The organism is Mesorhizobium sp. WSM4822, assembly GCF_055811155.1.
In genome coordinates, this window is the sequence record NZ_JBVVQM010000013.1 from 40047 (window position 1) to 59357 (window position 19311).

The following is a 19311-nucleotide window of genomic DNA, read 5'->3' on the forward strand; positions in this document are numbered from 1 at the left end:
CGGTCGCCCTCTCAAGCGTGGGTGTAGTGCAGCAGCGTCCATTCATCGACATGGACACGGTCCTGCGGATGAACGACGAGCGTGGTGGCGGGATGTTCGATGATGGCCGGGCCGATGACTTCGTGGCCTGGCTGAAGCAGATCCATCTCGTAGAGATTGGCCTTGTGCCAGCGCCCACCGATATAGGCCTCGCGCACGCCCTTGTGGGCGGCTGCCGGGTTGGAGGCGCCGAGCGGTCGCTTGAGCAGCACCGGCTTGACCTTGTCGGCGGTGGCGATCAGCCCGAGTTCGGTGATGGTGAAGCCGGCTTCGCCATAACGTGACACGCGATGGTTGACCTTCGCATAGACCGCCTCGAACTCGTCGATAACCCTGCGCATGTCGTCGGCCGAACCGACCTTGGCAAGCGGCGCCATGACTTCGACGTCCTCGAGCTGGCCGGTGTAGCGCATCATCAGGAACGGCACGGTCCTGATCTTCTCCCTGGTATGGCCGTCGGCGATCATCTCGTCGACCGCTGCCTTGGTCAGGTCGTTCCAGACCGTGGTGACCTTGGCGCCGAAGGCGGCCAGCGTAGCCTCGTCGGCGCGTGACGGGATGTCGTGCTGGGTGGAGACGGAATGACGCCGCATGAAATCGGCCGTGGTGCAGCCGAAGGCGGAGAAGGCGGCCGCGAACTGGAAGGTGATGATGTCCTTGAAGCCGATGCCCCTGGAGCAGCCGGCCAGATGCAAAGGTCCCGAGCCGCCATAGGACAGCAGCGTGAATTCGGAGGGATGGATGCCTTGCCCGGAAATGACCCGGCGCAGCGCGTTGTTGGCATCGGACTCCAGCATGTCGATCATGCCTTCCGCGGCTTCCTCGACACCAACGCCGAGCACGCTGGAGCACTTTTCCTCGAAGGCGCGGCGCGCCTTTTCGACCTGCAGCACGACCTTGCCGCCCAGGAAATAGTGTGGGTTGAGGCGGCCGAGGATGGCGTCGCAATCGGCGATGGTCGGCTCGGTGCCACCGCGATCGAAGCAGATCGGACCGGGATCCGAGCCGGCGCTTTCCGGCCCAAGCGAGACCTTCTTGGTCAGGGGATCGACCTTGAGGATCATGCCGGCGCCGGCGCCGATCGTGTCGAGATGCAGCGTCGGCACGTTGAGCTTGAAACGGTCCATCAGCGGCTCGTTCTCGATCCGCGTCTGGCCGCGTGTGATGACGCCCATGTCGAAGGAGGTACCGCCCATGTCCGAGCAGATCAGCGAGTCGTTCCCGATCAGCTTGCCGACATAGGCAGCGCCCAGAATGCCGCCGATCGGGCCGGAGATCATGGTTTCATGCAGGCGCGGGTGGTTGATCGAGGTCAGGCCGCCGAAGGAGAGCAGCGTCTGCACGCCATACTTGAAGCCGTATTTCTTCGAGACGTCCTCTATACCCCTAAGCTGCTTGCGGCCGCGCGAGGTGGCGTAGGCCTCGATCAGCACCGAATTCAGCCGCGACTGCTCGCGGATGACCGGGCGGACCTCATGGCTGGTGTAGACGATGATGTCGGCGCCGGCCTTGTCGACCTCCGCGCGGCAGATCTCGGCGATGCGCTTCTCGTGCACCGGATTGACATGCGAGAAGATGGTCATGATGCAGATCGCCTCGACCTTGTCGGCGATCAATTTTTTCGCGGCGATGGAGACCTCGTGTTCGTAGAGCGGCAGCACGATGTCGCCGAACTGGTCGATGCGCTCGGTGACGCCATGCGTGCGGCGGCGCGGCACCAGCGGATCTGGATGGTGATGGGTGACGGCATGCAGCCGGTCGGCATAGGAATAGTCGGCCCAGGCCTGCAGCCCCCGGCCCATCAGGATCATGTCCTCGAGGCCCTTGGTGGTGATCAGGCCGAGCCGGCGGCCGGTGCGCGACAACAGTGTGTTGAGCATGCCGGTGCCGGAATAGAGCACGACGTTGACGCCGGAAAACAATGATTCCAGCGAGATGCCCCAGGCATCCGCCGCGTCCTCGGCAGACGCGAGAAAACCTTCGGCTTCGTTCTTCGGCGTGGTCGCCGACTTGCCGATCTTGAAGTGGCCGTCCTGATCGACAAGGATCGTGTCGGTCATGGTGCCGCCGGCGTCGATACCGATGACGATTGGATTGCCGACGATGGGGCCGGTGAGATTGGGTTGGGTCACGGTCGCCTCGGGATCTGGTCTAGGTTGACGCAAGGCTAGATTCGATGGGCGGCTTCGCGCCATATGCCCAAAGACATAATGACGGCTGAGCTGACATCGCCGAGAAAAGGGCATGCGCATGGGCAATATCTGGGCGCCGCTCGCCAAAGCGATCGCCGCCACCGGCACGGACAGGCATGTCGACTGCCTGATCGACCTGATCGGCGCGGATATCGAGCACGACCTCGTCACGGTGACGCGCTATTCGACGACGCAGACACCCGAATTCATCAAGCACCGACGCTTCTCGGACGAAATGATCCGGCGCTATCTCGACAATTACTATGTCTTCGACCCGTTCTATGCCTCGTGGCGGCGCGAGCGAAGGCTGGGCATCATGCCGCTGAAACGGCTCGCCGACGACGAGGCCAAGCGCGGTCAGTACATAGCCGGCTTCCTGGCGCAGTCGGAGATCTGCGACGAAGTCGGTATCATGCTGGCGGACGGCGGCGACTGGTGCCTCGGCATCTTCCTCGACCGCTCTACCACGCCATTCAAGGACAGCGAGATCGCCCTGCTGGATGAACGGCTGCCGGTGTTCGAGGCGCTGCATGTGCTCGACATCAAGGCGCGCGGAACGGAATTCTCCCGCACGTCAGCGCCGACAGGCCCCGGCGCCTCGCCCCGCCAGGAACCGACCATTCCAGCCAGCCTGTGGCCGGAGCTGTCACTGCGCGAGCGGGAGTTGGTCCAACTGATCCTCGCCGGTCACCCGACGGCCAACATCGCCGAACGCCTCGGCATCACCGTCGGCACGGTCAAGAACCATCGTCGGCGCATCTACGAGAAGCTCGACATCACCACGGAGCGTGAATTATTTTTGCAGTTCTTCCAGCATCGGGTCGACCGATAGCCGGGGTTCGGACAGCTAGCGGGTTACGCTTTTCCCGTCGCAGGTTAGAGCTCATCCTCCCAATTGGCGCCGCCATAGAACACACGGAAGATCACCACTTGGTCGGATTCCACTGTAAAGGTCACCGTCACACGGCGCTCGAAACCGACCCGAAGCCCTGGCCGCAGATCGTCACGGCGTGTTCCGCGCTCCGAGGCGTAGTCGAGACCCTGGCAGTAGGCTTCGATACGCTCGATATAGCGTATGGCCGTGACGTTGCCGGCGGCGATCTCGATGGTGTCGTATATCCATCTTAAGTCCGCTAGGCTTCCGGCAACAGAACAATATGCCGGCGCTTCACACATCCCTCTTAAAGCGGGCGGCGTGGTGAGCGCGGATGTCGTCAAAAGCCTGGCTGGCTGGGATAACTCGGGAAGGATCCGCCTTCCACCTGTCATAGGTCGGCACAACCTCCTCGCGGAGCCAGCGCTCTACGGCCGCGTCGCGCTCTTGCAGGGCGCGAAGGCCGGCGCGGATCACTTCACTGCTGGTCGCGTAGGTTCCTGATTCAACGAGACGGTCGATGAAAGCAGCCTGCTCTGTTGGCAGGCTGAAGGTGCGCTTTTCGGTGGCAGCCATGATTTCTCCTATAATGTCGGTGTGATTATATCATACCAATATCCAATACGTTAGAAAACCTGTCGGCCCAAGAAACCGACATCGGCGCTGCTAGCAGTCTCAAAATTCCTCTTGCGGAACCGCGCCGTCCCGGCTTAGTCTTTGCCTTCTCGCAAAAATGAAATTTAATTCCATTTGCCTGCAACCTTCTAGCCAGCCTCGTGCCCCAGGAAAAATGAACGGCCCAATCGACTGAGAAAATATTTGATATATCATCTACCAGAACGGAAATAGCTGACATGGTCCAGCAGACATCGATCCAGCCATCGGCGCCCTGGTTGCGGCTAGATGTCGACGATTCGGACTGGACCGACGCCGAGGTGTCGAGCCTGGTGCGCTGGTATCACCAGATGCTGCTCATCCGCCGTTTCGAGGAAAAGGTGCTCGATCTGGCCAATGCCGGGCTGGTGCATGGTCCGGCCCACGCCAGCATCGGACAAGAGGCCACGGCGGTCGGCGCCATGTCCGTGCTCGGCACCGGCGACCGCATCAACGGCACCCACCGTGCCCATCACCAGGTGCTGGCCAAGCTTGTCAACGCGCAGACGCCCGGCGGATTCGACCCGCTGCATGATGCTTTCAACCCAGGCATGCAGGGATCGGTTCGCGGCCTGATGGCCGAGATCATGGGCCTCAAGTCAGGCTATTGCAGCGGCCGTGGCGGCTCGATGCATATGCGCGACGATGCCTCCGGCATCCCAGGCACCAGCGCCATTATCGGCGGCAACCTGCCGCACGCGGCGGGCTATGCGCTCGCCGACAAACTGCTCGGCACCGGCAACATCTCGGTCGCCTTCTTCGGCGACGGCACGATGATGGCAGGGCCGGCCTATGAGGCGATGAACATCGCCGCGCTCTACCGGCTGCCGGTGATCTTTTTCGCCGAAAACAATCTCTATGCCGTCTCCACGCACATCAATGAGCAGACGCGAGAGACGCGGCTGGCCTCGCGCGGACCTATGCTCGGCTTTCGCGGCATCGAATGCGACGGCATGGATGTGGTGGCAGTCCACCATGCCATGCGCGAGGCGCGCCGGACGATTGAGGAAGACGGCGGCCCGGTGCTGGTCGAGGCGCTCTGCTATCGGTTTCTACACCAGAGCGGCGCCCGCCCGGGCAGCGAATTCGGCTACCGCACGCGCGCCGAGGAAGACGTCTGGAAAGCGCGCGACCCGCTTGCGACGATGGCGGCTCGCCTGAAGACGATGGGCATCCTGAACGCTTCGGACCTCGGTACACTCGACCAGCGCGTCATGGAGGTGGTCAACACCGCTGCCGATTCCCTGACCGAGATGAGCGGCAACGCGCTGCGCATTCCTGATCATCTGTGGCCGGACCCAAGCGACGTCGACAACCAGATCCGCGGCGATCTTTCCGAACTGAAGGGCGAGCGCTTCCTCGAGATCGAGGACGCGCCGGCCGACACCAGGCCGGTCAAGTTCATGGTTGCCGCGTCCGAGGTGATTGCGCGCGCCATGGAGCAGGACGCGCGCATCATCATCATGGGCGAGGATGTGCACCGGCTGCGCGGCGGCGTTTCGGGCGCCACAAAGGGCGCGCTGGAGCGCTGGCCGGAGCGTGTGCTGGCGATGCCCATCGCCGAGAATGGTTTTGTCGGGGTGGCGCTGGGTGCAGCGCTTTGCGGCTTGCGGCCGATCGTCGAGATCATGTTCGGCGACTTCTGCCTGGTTGCCGCCGACCAGCTGTTCAACGCGGTCAGCAAGGTGCGCCACATGTTCGGCGGCGGCTTTCCGGTGCCAATCGTGGTCAGGGTGCGCGTCTCGCCGCACACCGGCTACGGCTCGCAGCATTCGGGCGATCCGTCCGGCCTGTTCGCCCTGTTTCCCGGCTGGCGCATCGTCGCGCCGACGACGCCCTTCGACTATATCGGCCTGATGAATTCAGCGCTGAAATGCGACGATCCGGTCGTCGTCATCGAGCATGTCGAGCTGTTCCCGAGCGAAGGCCCTGTGCCTGCGGACGACCGCGACTATTGCGTGCGGCTCGGCAAGGCGAAGATCGTCAGGCCGGGCAGCGCCTGTACACTGCTCACCAGCGCCAGCATGGTTGCCGTCGCCAGCCAGGTGGTCGAGGAGACCGGCGTCGATGCCGAGATCATCGACCTGCGCAGCCTCGACCCGACCGGGCTCGACTGGCCGCTGGTGGAGGCCTCGATCCGCAAGACCAACCGGGTGGCCGTCATCGAACAGGTGCAGCGTGGGCTATCGCTTGGCGGACGACTGACACAGGAGATTCAGGATCGCGTGTTCGATTATCTCGATCACGAGATCCTGCATGTGACGGGAAGCCTCTCGGCTCCCGTCGTATCGGCCCCGCTCAACCGCGCCGCACTGGGCGGCGCTGAAAAGCTCAAGGCCGCGCTTCAATCCCTCACTGCCGTGGGTGGATAGAGCGAACGCATTGCCACAAAGATCCGACAAGAAAATGGGAGAACTGACATGAGCATCCTACAGAGAAACAAGACCAGGGCGAAGATGCTGGCAGCCGTGCTGCTGGCCACCAGCGCCTTCTGGGCGCCGGCCACGTTCGCGCAGGACAGCAAGCCGCTGGTCATTGCGCGCAACATCGACCTCAACTCGCTCGATCCGCACCGCGCCTTCTGCGACACCTGCCAGATCTACAATTCCAGCGTCTATGAATCGCTGCTGACGCTGGACAAGGACAATAAGCTGATACCGCTGCTCGCCTCGAAGTGGGAAGGCAATGCCGACCAGAGCAGCTTCACCTTCACGCTCGACCCGGCCGCCAAATTCTCGGACGGTTCGCCGGTCGAAGCCAAGGACGTGAAATGGTCCTGGGAGAGGCTGAAGAACCTCAAGGGCAGCGCCTCGTTCCTGATGGACAATGTCGCCTCGATCGAGACCCCGGACGCGCATACGGTGGTCGTCAAGATGGTCGCGCCGAGCTCCGAATTCCTCAACATCGCGGCGGCGCCCTACGCAGCGGTCGTCAACAGCAAGGTTGCTTCCGAAGCCGGCGCCAAGGCCGATGCGGACGCTTCGACGACAGACAATGCCGAGGCCTGGTTTCTGGCGCATTCGGCCGGCAGCGCACCGTTCGTGCTGAAATCCTATGAGCCCAATTCGGAACTGCGGCTGGCACGCAACGACAAATACTGGCGCACGGCGCCGGCGCTGAGCGAAGTCGTCATCCGCCAGACCAAGGATGCGGTGGCCCAGGCACAGATGCTGCAGAGCGGCACCGCCGACATCGCCATGCAGATCGACCCGGACACGGCCAAGACGATGACCCGCAGCGACGTGAAAATCGAGACCGTGCCGTCCTACAATTTCATCTATGTGGCGCTGTCGCCCGGCGCCAAGGCCAACAAGGTGCCACTGACGCCCGAAGTGCGCGAGGCCATCTCGCTCGGCCTCGACCGTCCGAGCATCCTCGACTTCACCATCGGCTCCGAGGGCCAGTTGATCAGTGCGCCGATCCCGCTCGGCTTCCCCGGCGGTTCGGGATTCGAGGCGCAGCCCTATGACGTCGCCAAGGCAAAGGAACTTCTGGCCAAGGCCGGACATGCCGACGGCTTTGAGATGGAAGCGGCGTTTCCCGGCATGAACGTCTATGGCGTTGATCTGTCGCTGTTGATGCAGAAGGTTCAGCAGGATTTGGCCAAGATCAACATCAAGCTCGACCTGCAGCCGATCCCCTTCGCCAACTGGCGCGAACGCGTCAATGGCGACGGCATCCCGATGACGGCGGTGTTCTACGCGCCGGACTATTACGGCACGTCGCAATACGTCGATTATTTCGCCATGACCAAGGGCAGCCCGTGGGCGCGCCGCGCCGGCGCGGAGCGCGACCCGTCGGTGCTCAATCCGAAGGAAGCGGATATCTACAAGGCAGCCCTTGCGGCAAGCGGCGACGAGGCCGCCAAGCTGTGGCATCAGGCCGGCGAGGAGATGATCAAGGACAGGATCATCCTGCCGTTGATCAGCCCGAACCTGATCCTGGCCTACAAATCGGACGTCAAGGGCGTGCGTTACAGCGCCTGCTGCAACCTCCCGCTGGCGGAACTCAGCCACTGAGCGAAAAGATGCGGGAGGCGGCCAGCCGCCTCCCGCTTCCTCATCCTGGACGGTCAGCAAATCCTGTTCTTCCAGCATTAAGATCAATATATGATATATCAATACGCGGAGAACTCGCTATGCCTTCCCTGATCAACTCCAAAGACCAGTTGCTGCGCGAGCGCGCGGCCTCGGTCATTCCGGGCGGCATGTGGGGGCACATGGCGACGCGCTATCTCGGCTCCGCCTATCCGCAATTCTTCGAGCGCGCCGACGGCTGCCGGGTCTGGGATGTCGATGGCCGCGAGTACATCGACCTGATGTGCAGTTGGGGCCCCAATATCCTCGGGCACCATCATCAGGCGGTCGAGGCAGCGGCCGAGCGGCAGCGTCGTCTGGGCGATGCGATGAACGGCCCTGGCGAGGTGTTGGTCGAGCTGGCCGAACTGCTGGTCAAGACCGTCGCGCATGCCGACTGGGCGATGCTGCAGAAGAACGGCACCGACGCCACCACGGCCTGCGTGACGATCGCACGCGCCGGCACTGGCCGGCGCAAGGTGCTGGTCGCGCGCGGCTCCTATCACGGCGCCGTGCCGTGGTGCACGCCTTCGCTCGCCGGCGTCACCGCCGAGGACCGCGCCCATATCATCCATTTCGACTACAATGACGTTGCCAGCCTCGAGGCAGCCGTCGAGCAGGCCGGCAGCGATCTTGCCGCCGTCGTCGTCACCGCTTTCCGCCACGATATCGCCCGCGACCAGGAACTGCCGACCGCCGCCTTCGCCAGACGGGCGCGCGAGCTCACCACCGCCGCCGACGCAGCGCTGATCGTCGATGATGTCAGGGCCGGCTTCCGCATCGATCTCGCCGGCAGCTGGGAACCGCTCGGCGTACGGCCGGACCTGTCCGCTTTCTCGAAGGCGATCGCCAATGGCTATCCGCTTGCCGCGATCACCGGCACCGACCGGTTTCGCGAAGCCGCGACCAAGGTCTATGTGACGGGGTCGTTCTGGTATGGCGCCGTCGCCATGGCCGCCGCGATCGCCACCATCAACACGCTGCGCGACACCGACGCCATCTCCAGGATGACTGAAGCCGGCGACAGGCTGCGCTCAGGCCTCGATGCGGCAGCGAAGAAGCATGGCCTGTCGCTTCGCCAGACCGGCCCGGTGTCGATGCCGATGGTGCTCTTCGACGGCGATGCCGAATTCAAAAAGGCCGACGCCTTCTGCTCGGCCGCCTTGCGCGAGGGCGCCTATTTCCACCCCCGGCACAACATGTTCCTGAGTGCCGCGCATACCGCAAAAGACATAGATCTCGCCCTGCAGGCTGCCGATGCCGGCATGGCCGCAGCGGCGCAGGTGGCGTGACCAGCGCCGATGCGGTGGGAAGGAACAAATCGCTCAGCCGACGGCCGACACCAGGCGGCCGTTCTGCGCCGCGCGGCGCAGTTCCTCGGGCGTGACCGCACCGTCGTTCAGCCGTTCGAGAACCTTGACCAACAGGCGTCCGCCTTCGATCATGTCCTGCTGAATGCCCTTGCGCACGCCGTTCTCGTCACGCGCCCGCAGCGCGTCGAGAATGTCGAGGTGCCGGTGGCGGCCGTCGTAGGTCGGCCTGGCGTGCGGGTATTGATAGTTCACCAGCGGACCGTTGCGCAGCCAGATGCCCTCGATGATCGCCAGCAGCTCCGGCATTTGCGCCGCCTGGTAGATGGAATGGTGGAATTCCCAATTGTCGCGGACGGCTTCGAACCAATGGCCATTGTCCTCGTTGGCAATCAGTCTGTCATGCACCTCGGCCAGACGGTCGATCTCCCGTGGCTCGATGCGCGTTGTTGCCGCCGCCCCCGCCATGCCTTCGAGATGCAGCCGGATGCTGCGCAACTCCAGATATTGGGCCAGCGACAGCTGGGCGACGGTGATCGAACGACCGGCCTCCATCTCCAGACCCTTTTCGCGGACCAGCTGCATCAGCGCCTCGCGCACTGGCGTCTCAGACACCTGAAGGCTGGCGGCAAGGTCGCGGATCTTGAAGCGATGGCCCGGCCAGAAGCGGCCCTCCATCATGGCGCGGCGAAGCTCCTCGTAGACGCGCGTCGTCAGATTGTCGCGCGCGATCGGCGCGATAGAAGCAGTCACATCCGCTCTCCGTTCTTGCAGCGGCGCCGGCGTCGCCTGCGTCGCGTGGGCTGTGTATATGATACCACGAATGGCCTGACCACCGACATGAGACAGGCAACTGCGAGACGGGCAGCCATGGTGCAGACGGACATGAGACGGGGCGCATGACCGCGACGCCTTCACTCCTGTTCGGCGCCATAGCCGACGATCTGACCGGCGGCACCGAGCTGGCGTCGATGCTGGTGGCGCGCGGCATTCCAACGGGATGCACGGTCGGACTGAGTGCGCCGATCCCACCAGGCAATCTTGCCCATGTGATCCTGCTGAAGACCCGCGTCATCGCGGCCAGCGATGCGGTGCGCCAGGTTCTGGAGGCGGCGGACCGGCTGCTTGAAGCTGGTGCCCGGCAGATCTTCTTCAAATATTGCGCCACTTTCGATTCGACGCCTGCCGGCAACATCGGTCCTTGCGCCGAGGCGCTGCTCGAGCGGCTCGGCGGCGGCGTCACGCTGTTCACCCCGGCGCTGTGTGAGACCGGCCGCACCGTCTATCAGGGACACATGTTCGGCGGCGCCCAATTGCTGGGTGAATCGCCCAAGCGCTTCGATCCGCTGACGCCGATGACCGATTCCAATCTGGTTCGCGTGCTGCAGGCGCAGAGCAAAGGCAAGGTCGGGCTGGTGCCCTATCTCGTCGTCGATGCCGGGGCGGAGGCCATCCGCAACGCCATACGAGAGCACAGCGCGGGCGGCGAGACGCTGCTGGTCACCGACACGATCCGCGAGCGCGACCTGGTTGCGATCGCGGAAGCGACCTTCGACCTGCCGCTGATGACCGGCAATTCCTCGGTCGCCGCGCATCTGCCACCGGCCTGGCTCACGCATGGGCTGCTGAATTCAGTCGATCTCGTTACCGCCAGCCTGCCGGCCATAAACGGCCCAGCGGCGGTGCTGGCCGGCAGCGTTGCCGACCGCACCATCGAACAGCTCGAACGCTTTGCGCAAAACAATCCACTGCTGACGATCGATCTGGCCAGCGCCTTCGCCGGCGCCGATGTAGTGGCCGAAGCGCGTGCCTTCGCCCAGCGGCATTTGCCCGGCACGATGATCGCCATTGCCACGACGGCGCCGCAAGCGACGGTCGAAGCGCTGCAGCAGGCGCACGGCCGCGATGTGGTGGCAACAAGGGCGGAAGAGATCTTGGCCGGGATCGCACAAATTCTTGTGCTCGATCTCGGTGTGCGGCGGCTGGTCGTCGCCGGCGGCGAGACCGCCGGTTCGGTGGTCAAGGCGCTCGGCATCGACCGCATCGCCATGGGTGCCTATGAGGGGCCGGGACTGTCGCGTGCCACTGCCCACCTCCCCGGCCTGCCATCCGAGCCGCTGGCGCTGATGTTGAAATCGGGGAAGCTCGGCGGCCCGGATATTTTCGCCGACGTCCTGCAAGACATGACACGGGCGACCACCGTCGCGCCGGCGATCGATATATGGCCACCGGCAAAACCTGTCATGCGGCCAACCACAGGAAAAGCATCGTGATGGGCACCGAGACTGCACGCGCCAGCCTGATCACCGCGACGCAGACGCTGGACGCCAGCGGGATGAATGTCGGCACCACCGGCAACATCAGTGTGCGGACGACAAGCGGCATGATGATCACGCCGACGGGAATAGCTACAAGCGCGCTTCGGCCGGAGCAGATGGTGCCGATGCAACTCGATGGCAGCTGGGAGGGAGCGTTCCGGCCGTCGAGCGAATGGGAAATGCACGCCGAGATCTACAAGGCTTTCCCCGAGGCCGGTGCCGTCGTGCATGCCCATCCCGATCATTGCGTGGCGCTATCGTGCCTGCGCGAGGGACTGCCGCTGTTCCATTACATGGTCGCTGGTTTCGGTGGCGATGATGTGCGCTGTTCGGACTATGCGCTGTTCGCGTCAAGCGAACTGGCCAAGGTTGCCGTCGGCGCGCTCAAGGACAGGTCAGCCTGCCTGCTCGCCAATCATGGCATGATCGCTTTCGGCGGCGATCTCGACATGGCGCTCATCCGCACCATCAAGCTGGAGACCTTGGCGCGGCAATACCTTTTGGCGCGCAGCGCCGGCACACCGGCGATCATCGAGGGCACCGAGCTTGCCGCCATTCGCGGGCGGTACAAGAATTACGGCCAGCAGAAGTAGCTGGCCGAGCATTTCCGGGAACGGCTCTTCGCGCTCTTGAAGTGAAGAACCACTCAGTCGTCGACCCGCAAATGCGAGACGAGGGCTGCCACGTTCCGTGGAAGATCAGGCGGGGATCGGTTCGGCTGCAGGCGCATAGACGCTGACAGCCCCGGAGCCGATCAGTTGGTCGATGGTCTCGGCGCTGTAGCCGAGCACGTCGGCCAGCACGGCAGCTGTGTCCTGGCCCAGCATCGGCGGCGCGGTAAAGTCGGCGGTCAGCTGCGCGGCAAGTCCCTGTGCCGGGCGCACCATGGCGACGGAGCCGAGATGCGGATGCGGCAAGGTCTGGACGAGGCCACGTTCGCGCACATTGGGGCTATCGAAGACTTCCGGTATCGATTTTACCGTGCCGGCCGGCACGCTGGCGGCGGCACAGGTTGCCATCCAGTGGTCGCGTGGCTTGGTCTTGAAGGCAGCCGCCAATTCGGGGATCAAAGCCTCGCGGTTGGTGGCACGCGCGCCTGCCTTGATGAAGCGCGCATCCCCAGCCAGATGTGGCAGATCAAGGACCTTCTCGCACAGCGCCGCGAACTGGCGGTCATTGCCGACGGCCAGCGCGAAGCCGCCATCGGAGGCCTCGAATATCTGATAGGGGACAACCGTCGGATGCGCATTGCCGTAGCGGGCGACCTCGCGGCCGGTGTTGAGGTAACCGCTGCCGACATTGATCAGCAGGCTGAGCGCGCAGTCGATCAGCGACAGGTCGAGGAACTGGCCCTTGCCGGTCGTCGCGCGCTCGTAAAGCGCTGCCAGGATCGACTGCGTCGCGACCATGCCGCAGACGATGTCGGTGATGGCGACGCCGACGCGCATCGGCTCGCCATTGCTCTCGCCAGTGATGGCCATCAGGCCGCTTTCGGCCTGCATGACGAAATCATAGCCGGGCCGTCCGGCATCGGGCCCGGTCTGGCCGTAGCCGGAGATCGAGCAGTAGATCAGCCGCGGGTTTGACGCGCTGAGTTCCTTGAAGCCGACGCCGAGGCGCTCGGCGGTGCCGGAGCGGAAATTCTCGACGACGATGTCGGCCTTCGCCGCCAGTTCGCGCACGATGGCCAGCCCCTGCGGGCTTTTCATGTCGAGCGCGATGCTCTGCTTGCCGCGATTGGCGCAGAGATAGTAGGTCGAGACACCCTTGTAGCTCGGCACCGACCACGCCCTGGTGTCGTCGCCGCCATCTATGTTCTCGATCTTCCAGACCTCGGCGCCGAGATCGGCAAGGCTCATCGTTGCCCAAGGACCGGCGAGCACGCGGGAAAGATCGAGAACCTTGATGCCTTCGAGCGGCAGGCGCGCGGATCCTGCCGTACCGGCATTCTCGGAATGGTCCTCAGTCACGATCAAGATTCCTTCGGGTGAATTCGGCAGGCCAATCACACAGTCTTGAACGTGTTGACCGGCTCCGGAAAATGACAGGCGACGCGATGCGAACCGCCAGCCGGATCGAGCGGTGGTTCGACGGCAGCGCAGATCGCCTGCGCCTTGAAGCAGCGCGTGCGGAAGCGGCAGCCGGATGGTGGGTTGAGCGGGCTCGGCACGTCACCGGTCAGTACGATGCGCTCGCGCTTGCGCTCCTTCTCGGGATTGGCGAGCGGCACCGCCGACAGCAGCGCCTGGGTATAGGGGTGCAGCGCCCTCGAATAGAGTTCGGCCGCCGGCGCGATCTCGACGATCTTGCCGAGATACATCACCGCCACTTGATGCGAGATGTGACGCACGACCGAGAGGTCATGGGCGATGAACAGATAGGATGTGCCGAAAGACTGCTGGATATCCCTGAGCAGATTGAGCACGCCAGCCTGCACCGAAACATCGAGCGCCGAAACCGGTTCGTCGAGGATCACCACTTGCGGGTTGAGCGCTAGCGCCCGGGCGATGACCACGCGCTGGCGCTGACCGCCGGACAGTTCATGCGGATAGCGCTTGCCGTGATCGGGATTGAGCCGCACGAGTTCGAGCAATTCGGCGACGCGGGCGCGGCGGTCGGCCGCCGACATGTCGCTCATGCGCAAAGGCTCGGCGATGTTGTCGGCGATGCGCATGCGCGGATGCAGCGACCCGTACGGATCCTGGAAGACCAGCTGGATGTAGCGCCGCATCAGGCGCATGTCTTCGTGGTTGAGGGCGAGCAGGTTCTGGCCCCGGAACCAGCTTTCGCCGCTGGTGGGCTCGATCAGCCGCATCAGGCAGCGTCCGAGAGTCGACTTGCCGCAACCGGATTCGCCGACGAGGCCCAGCGTTTCGCCCGGCGCCAAGTCAAAGGACACATCGGCCACCGCACGCACATGGGCAACCGCGCGATCGAAGACGAGGCCACCGCGAACCGGAAAATCCTTGACAAGATGGCGCACGGAAAGCGCTGCCGCCGGCTTGGTTTCGACTTGAGTTTGCTCCACTGCGCTCATGGGGCCATGCTTCCACTGTCCAGTTCTGCCGCCGCCAGCGAGGCGCTATGGAAGGGCGGCAAGGTCGTCGCGAAATGGCAGGCCGAGAAGCGGCCGCCTATGTCGTGCAAAGGCGGATCCTCGGTCCTGCAGCGTGCCTCGGCATAGATGCAGCGCGGATGGAAGGCGCAGCCGCCCGGCAAGCGCCCAAGTGCGGGTGGCGAGCCATCGATCGAAAACAGCCGCTCGCGGCTTTCCTCGAGATTGGGGATCGAGGCAATGAGGCCGCGCGTATAGGGATGGCGCGGGTCGGCGAACAGCTCGGATACGCCAGCCTGTTCGACGACACGGCCGGAATAGACGACCGCGACGCGGTCGGCATGACCGGCGACGACGCCGAGATCATGGGTAATCAGCACCAGGCCAAGGCCGAGCCGCTCCTGCAACGAACGCAGCACTGCCAATATCTGCGCCTGCACCGTCACATCGAGCGCCGTGGTCGGTTCGTCGGCGATCAGCAAATCGGGATCGTTGGCGACGGCCATGGCGATGACCGCGCGCTGGCGCATGCCGCCGGAGAATTCATGCGGATACTGGTTCACCCGGCGCTCCGGCTGCGGGATCGCCACCAGATTGAGCAATTCCACCGCCCGCGCCATGGCCTGCTTGCGGGTGACGCGCTGATGCAGCCTGACCGCCTCGGCGATCTGGGCGCCGACGGTCATCACCGGGTTTAGCGAGGACAGCGGGTCCTGAAAAATCATGGCGATGCGCGCGCCCCTGATCTTGCGCATTTCGCGTGACGATTTGCCGACCAGTTCGTCGCCGTTGAAGCGGACCGAACCGGTGACGACCGCGTTCTTCGACGTCAGGCCGAGCGCGGCGAGCATGCCGACGGACTTGCCCGAGCCGGACTCCCCGACAATGCCGACCACTTCGCCCTTGGCGACTTCGAGGTCGATGCCGCGCACCGCTTCGAACTGATCGCCTGCCCGCCGGAAGCCTACCCGCAGGCCGCGTATGGACAGCAGCGGCTCACCTTTGCCCGCCTTGTCGACTGCACCCGGCGGCGCTGTAGATATCTGTGCGCTCATCGCTTAATCCGACCTTGGATCGAGAATGTCGCGCAAGCCGTCGCCGATGAAGTTGAAGCCGAGCACGATGGTGAGGATGGCGACGCCCGGACCGAAGGCGATCCACCATTGGTAGAAATGGACGGCGCCATCGGAGATCATCGACCCCCATTCGGGCGTCGGCGGCGTGGCGCCGAGACCGATGAAGCTGAGCGACGCGGCAAGCAGCACGACCTGGCCGAGATCCATCGTCGCGCTGATCAGCACCGGGGTCCAGCAAAGCGGCAATATGTGCGTGAACAGCACGCGGCGCGGCCTGGCGCCGGCGGCGATCGCCGCCTCGACATGCTCGCGCTCCTTGACCTCCAGCACCTGCGCCCGCATCAGGCGAGCGTAGACCGGCCACCAGACCAGCACCATGGCGATGGCCGCATTGCCGAGGCCCGGCCCGAGCGACGCCGCGACGGCCATGGCGAGCAGCATCGGCGGGAAGGACAGAGTGACGTCGACAAGCCGCATGATCGCGGCGCCGGTCAGGCCACCGACGAAGCCGGAAATGGCGCCGAGCAGCGAGCCGATGACCACCGCAGAGACGACGACCAGAACCGCGATCGGCAGCGAATGCGCCGCCCCGTGCAAGGTGCGGGCCAGCACATCGCGGCCGAGCGCATCGGTGCCGAGCCAATGCGCCCAGCTCGGCGGCTGCAAGCGGCGCGCCACCATTTCGAGCGGATCGAACTGCACCACCAGGTTGGCGAATACGGTCATGAACAGCCAGAACAGGATGACGACCGTGCCGATCACCAATGGCGCGGTCAGCCATTCGGGAACGGCGGCGGAACGGGATTTGGTTGCGACCGTCGACATCAGCTCAACCTCACGCGCGGATTGGCCACCACGTAGAGGATGTCCGTGATGAGGTTGGTGACCAGGAAGGCGAGGCCGCCGACGATGGTGACGCCGATGATCGCCGGGAAGTCGAGCGCGCGCGCCGCCTCGACGGCATAGGAGCCCATGCCCGGCCAGGAAAAGATGGTCTCGGTCAGCACCGCGCCGGTGATCAGATAGGCGAAGGAATAGCCGATGACGGTCAGGGTCGGCACCATGGTGTTGCGCAGCGCGTGGACGATGACGACGCGGAATTCGCTCGCCCCCTTGGCGCGCGCGGTGAGCACGAACTCGCGGCTCATCACATCAAGCATGTTGGCGCGCACCAGCCGCGATATGGTGCCGGAAACCGTCCAGCCGAGGACGAAGGCCGGCAGAAGCAGGTGCCGGAGCGCGTCCTTGAAGACGGTCCAGTCGCCAGCCAGAAGCGAATCGATGGTCAGGAAGCCGGTGATGCCGGGCGGCAATGCCAGGCGGGCATCGACCCTGCCCGGCCCCGGCAGCCAGTTCAGCATGACGGAGAAGATGAACAACAGGCCGAGCCCCGACCAGAACACCGGCAGCGAAGAGCCGAACAAGGCGAACAGCCGCGCGCCATGGTCAATCAGGCTGTTGCGGAAATAGGCGGCCAGCACACCAAGCACAATGCCGAGCGTGGTGCCGAAGATCATCGCAGCGAAAACCAGTTCGAGCGTTGCCGGCAAGCGGTAGAGAATATCGGTGCCGACATTGCGCTTGGTGATGAAGGAGGTGCCAAGATCGCCGCTCAGCAGATTACCAAGATATATCATATAGCGTTCCGGCAAAGGACGATCGAGACCCCAGCGCGCCTTGGCGGCGGCCACCACTTCGGGGTTGCTCATCTGCTGTTCGGCGACAATCGCGGTCAGCGGATCGCCCTTGGTCACCGTAGTGATCAGGAAGGCGATGGTGACGATGCCGAGCACCAGAAACGGCATGGCGATAAGCCGGCGCAAAATATAGCGAGACACGTGGCTACCTTCACAAGGAGGGGCTTCGTAAGATGGCACAGGGCGCTTGGAGATGCCATCGAGGGAAGCATATTGACAGTGGGGGAATACGCCTGTCAATATAAATGGAATTTAATTTCATTTTTTAGACAACGCCGGCGACACCGGCCGACAGGCGGACGACGACGCCAGAAAGACCTCAGCGTGCGCAAGCGAGCCACCAGGGACGAGACGGAGCTTGAAGTCGAAGGCGCGCAGCTTTCGTCGTCGCTGGTGCGCGGGCTCGGCATCCTGCGCGCCTTCCGCCCGGGCGATGCCTCACTCGGCAATCAGGACATCATTGCCCGCACCGGCCTGCCCAAGGCCACGGTTTCACGCATCACCTATACGCTAAGCGCGCTCGGCTATCTCCTCTACGACAAGGACCTTGGCCGCTACAGCCTCGGACCCGCCACCGTGGCGCTGGGCTATTCGGCGCTCAGTTCCAGCGCCGTCGTTCACGTTGCCCGGCCGCTGATGCAGCCGCTGGCCGACCTGACCGGTGCGGCGGTGGCGCTCGGCACGCGCGACAGCCTCAACATGGTCTATCTGGCCAATTGCCGGTCGGAGAGCCTTGTCACGCTGCGGCTCAATCCAGGCTCCTACCTGCCGATCTGGAAGACATCGATGGGGCTGGCCTATGCGGCCGCCCTTTCACCTGAGGAGCGCGCTCGCCTTGTGGAGGCTTTGCAGGAGGCCGAGCCGGACAGGGCGGCGATGATCGGGGCGGCGATCGACGATGCGATCGCCCAGTATGCAGACAAGGGCTATGTGACGTCGTTCGGCGCCTGGCACAGCTATATTCATGCGGTCGGCGTGCCGTTCCGTCCGAGTGACGGCTCGCCGCTGGTTGCCATCACCTGCGGCGGCATCGGCGAGATCATCACGGAAGAGCGCGCGCATGCCGAGATCGGACCGGCGCTGGTGGCGATGGTGAAGGCGCTGGGCAGAGAGCTCGAGGGAAATCCCGGGTAACGGGATTGGCCCAGACGATCGGCCTCGCATGCCGGCTTGAACTCGCCTGATGGTGACCGCACAGTCGCAGTCGATGGTATGGCGGTCGCGTACCGTCATCGTCCATCGGGTTGAGATGATGGGGAAAATCGGATGCCGATGAATTTTACAGGGCGGTTCAGCGATCGAGCGGCGGTGATCACCGGCGGCGCTTCGGGCATCGGTCTGGCAGTGGCTCAGAGGATTGTCGAAGAGGGCGGACGGGTTTCAGTCTGGGATCGCGATCCGGCTCAGATCGAACAGGCCAAAGCCACCCTTCCCGGCCTCCACGGTGTTGCCATCGACGTCGCCGATGCGGCCGGCGTGGAACGCGCCAAGCAGTCGGCGATCGAAGCGCTTGGCGGTATCGACATCCTGGTCACCAGTGCGGCGATCACCGGGCCGAACATGACGACCTGGAACTATTCGACCGAGGATTGGCAGAAGGTCATCGACATCAACATCAACGGCGTCTTCTACTGCAACAAGGCGCTCGTGCCACACATGCTCGAGCGCAACTATGGCCGCATCGTCAACATAGCCTCGATCGCCGGCAAGGAAGGCAATCCCAATGCCTCCGCCTACAGCACCTCGAAGGCTGCGGTGATCGGCCTGACCAAGTCGCTCGGCAAGGAACTGGCCAAGACCAAGGTGACGGTCAATTGCGTCACACCGGCGGCCGTGCGCACCGCTATCTTCAAGCAGATGAGCCAGGAGCACATCGACTTCATGCTGTCCAAGATACCGATGGCGCGCTTCGGGGAGGTCGAAGAGGTGGCGGCGCTGATCTGCTGGATTGCCTCGGAAGAGTGTTCGTTCACGACCGCCGCCGTATTCGACGTTTCCGGCGGCCGCGCCACCTACTGAG

At 64.0% G+C, this 19311-nt stretch carries 17 protein-coding genes; 8 read left to right on the top strand and 9 right to left on the bottom strand.

Annotated elements, in window-relative coordinates; translation table 11 throughout:
* Positions 1-11 precede the first annotated feature (11 nt).
* Positions 12-2171: a hydantoinase/oxoprolinase family protein gene (locus AC0L3E_RS26370; protein ID WP_128307123.1), complete on the bottom strand. Its 2160-nt coding sequence runs from the start codon at positions 2169-2171 to the stop codon at positions 12-14.
* Positions 2172-2283: 112 nt separating this feature from the next.
* On the opposite strand from AC0L3E_RS26370, the gene AC0L3E_RS26375 reads away from it, so the two are divergent.
* On the top strand, positions 2284-3063 hold the full coding sequence (locus AC0L3E_RS26375) for a helix-turn-helix transcriptional regulator (RefSeq protein ID WP_473605978.1): 780 nt from the start codon (positions 2284-2286) through the stop codon (positions 3061-3063).
* A 44-nt stretch (positions 3064-3107) separates the two neighbouring features.
* Here AC0L3E_RS26375 and AC0L3E_RS26380 read toward each other — a convergent pair whose 3' ends face one another.
* On the bottom strand, positions 3108-3407 hold the full coding sequence (locus AC0L3E_RS26380) for a type II toxin-antitoxin system RelE/ParE family toxin (protein WP_473605979.1): 300 nt from the start codon (positions 3405-3407) through the stop codon (positions 3108-3110).
* Complete coding sequence (locus tag AC0L3E_RS26385) at positions 3400-3681, bottom strand: type II toxin-antitoxin system ParD family antitoxin (RefSeq protein WP_127319713.1); 282 nt, start codon at positions 3679-3681, stop codon at positions 3400-3402. The genes AC0L3E_RS26380 and AC0L3E_RS26385 overlap by 8 nt, the downstream gene beginning before the upstream one ends.
* 278 nt (positions 3682-3959) lie before the next feature.
* Between AC0L3E_RS26385 and AC0L3E_RS26390 the strand changes: the two genes are divergently transcribed.
* The 3 genes from AC0L3E_RS26390 to AC0L3E_RS26400 all read left to right on the top strand — a co-directional run bounded on the left by AC0L3E_RS26390 (position 3960) and on the right by AC0L3E_RS26400 (position 9127).
* Positions 3960-6131, top strand: coding sequence for a dehydrogenase E1 component subunit alpha/beta (locus tag AC0L3E_RS26390; protein WP_473605980.1), 2172 nt, complete (start codon positions 3960-3962; stop codon positions 6129-6131).
* An 84-nt stretch (positions 6132-6215) separates the two neighbouring features.
* A complete protein-coding gene (locus AC0L3E_RS26395) occupies positions 6216-7778 on the top strand; it encodes an ABC transporter substrate-binding protein (RefSeq protein ID WP_473606038.1) in 1563 nt (520 codons plus the stop codon).
* A 119-nt stretch (positions 7779-7897) separates the two neighbouring features.
* Positions 7898-9127, top strand: coding sequence for an aminotransferase class III-fold pyridoxal phosphate-dependent enzyme (locus AC0L3E_RS26400; RefSeq protein WP_473605981.1), 1230 nt, complete (start codon positions 7898-7900; stop codon positions 9125-9127).
* Between the two features lie 33 nt (positions 9128-9160).
* Here AC0L3E_RS26400 and AC0L3E_RS26405 read toward each other — a convergent pair whose 3' ends face one another.
* Entirely contained in the window at positions 9161-9898 is a 738-nt protein-coding gene (locus AC0L3E_RS26405) for a GntR family transcriptional regulator (protein ID WP_127267755.1), read from the bottom strand.
* A gap of 146 nt (positions 9899-10044) precedes the next feature.
* Here AC0L3E_RS26405 and otnK point away from each other — a divergent pair, with 146 nt between their 5' ends.
* Both otnK and AC0L3E_RS26415 read left to right on the top strand, forming a co-directional pair.
* Positions 10045-11418, top strand: a complete 1374-nt coding sequence (gene otnK / locus AC0L3E_RS26410) for a 3-oxo-tetronate kinase (protein ID WP_473605982.1) — start codon at positions 10045-10047, stop codon at positions 11416-11418.
* Positions 11418-12056 (top strand): class II aldolase/adducin family protein, encoded by a 639-nt coding sequence (locus tag AC0L3E_RS26415; protein ID WP_473605983.1) that lies wholly within the window; start codon positions 11418-11420, stop codon positions 12054-12056. The genes otnK and AC0L3E_RS26415 overlap by 1 nt, the downstream gene beginning before the upstream one ends.
* 105 nt (positions 12057-12161) lie before the next feature.
* On the opposite strand, the gene AC0L3E_RS26420 is transcribed toward AC0L3E_RS26415, so the two are convergent.
* The 5 genes from AC0L3E_RS26420 to AC0L3E_RS26440 are packed head-to-tail and all read right to left on the bottom strand — an operon-like array spanning position 12162 to position 17432.
* Positions 12162-13433, bottom strand: a complete 1272-nt coding sequence (locus AC0L3E_RS26420; RefSeq protein WP_473605984.1) for a CaiB/BaiF CoA transferase family protein — start codon at positions 13431-13433, stop codon at positions 12162-12164.
* 35 nt (positions 13434-13468) lie between these two features.
* Complete coding sequence (locus AC0L3E_RS26425) at positions 13469-14500, bottom strand: ABC transporter ATP-binding protein (protein ID WP_127328823.1); 1032 nt, start codon at positions 14498-14500, stop codon at positions 13469-13471.
* Positions 14497-15573 carry an ABC transporter ATP-binding protein gene (locus AC0L3E_RS26430; RefSeq protein ID WP_127328824.1) on the bottom strand — a complete coding sequence of 359 codons (1077 nt, stop codon included), beginning with the start codon at positions 15571-15573 and terminating at the stop codon, positions 14497-14499. The genes AC0L3E_RS26425 and AC0L3E_RS26430 overlap by 4 nt, the downstream gene beginning before the upstream one ends.
* Positions 15574-15576: 3 nt before the next feature.
* The gene (locus AC0L3E_RS26435; protein WP_473605985.1) at positions 15577-16419 is read right to left on the bottom strand and encodes an ABC transporter permease; all 843 of its coding nucleotides are present in this window, start codon (positions 16417-16419) and stop codon (positions 15577-15579) included.
* The gene (locus tag AC0L3E_RS26440; RefSeq protein WP_127380424.1) at positions 16419-17432 is read right to left on the bottom strand and encodes an ABC transporter permease; all 1014 of its coding nucleotides are present in this window, start codon (positions 17430-17432) and stop codon (positions 16419-16421) included. Before AC0L3E_RS26440 ends, AC0L3E_RS26435 begins: the two co-directional genes overlap by 1 nt.
* A 183-nt stretch (positions 17433-17615) precedes the next feature.
* Between AC0L3E_RS26440 and AC0L3E_RS26445 the strand changes: the two genes are divergently transcribed.
* On the top strand, positions 17616-18425 hold the full coding sequence (locus AC0L3E_RS26445; RefSeq protein ID WP_127808161.1) for an IclR family transcriptional regulator: 810 nt from the start codon (positions 17616-17618) through the stop codon (positions 18423-18425).
* Positions 18426-18557: 132 nt separating this feature from the next.
* Positions 18558-19310 (top strand): SDR family NAD(P)-dependent oxidoreductase, encoded by a 753-nt coding sequence (locus tag AC0L3E_RS26450; RefSeq protein WP_473605986.1) that lies wholly within the window; start codon positions 18558-18560, stop codon positions 19308-19310.
* The last annotated feature ends 1 nt before the right edge of the window (position 19311 follow it).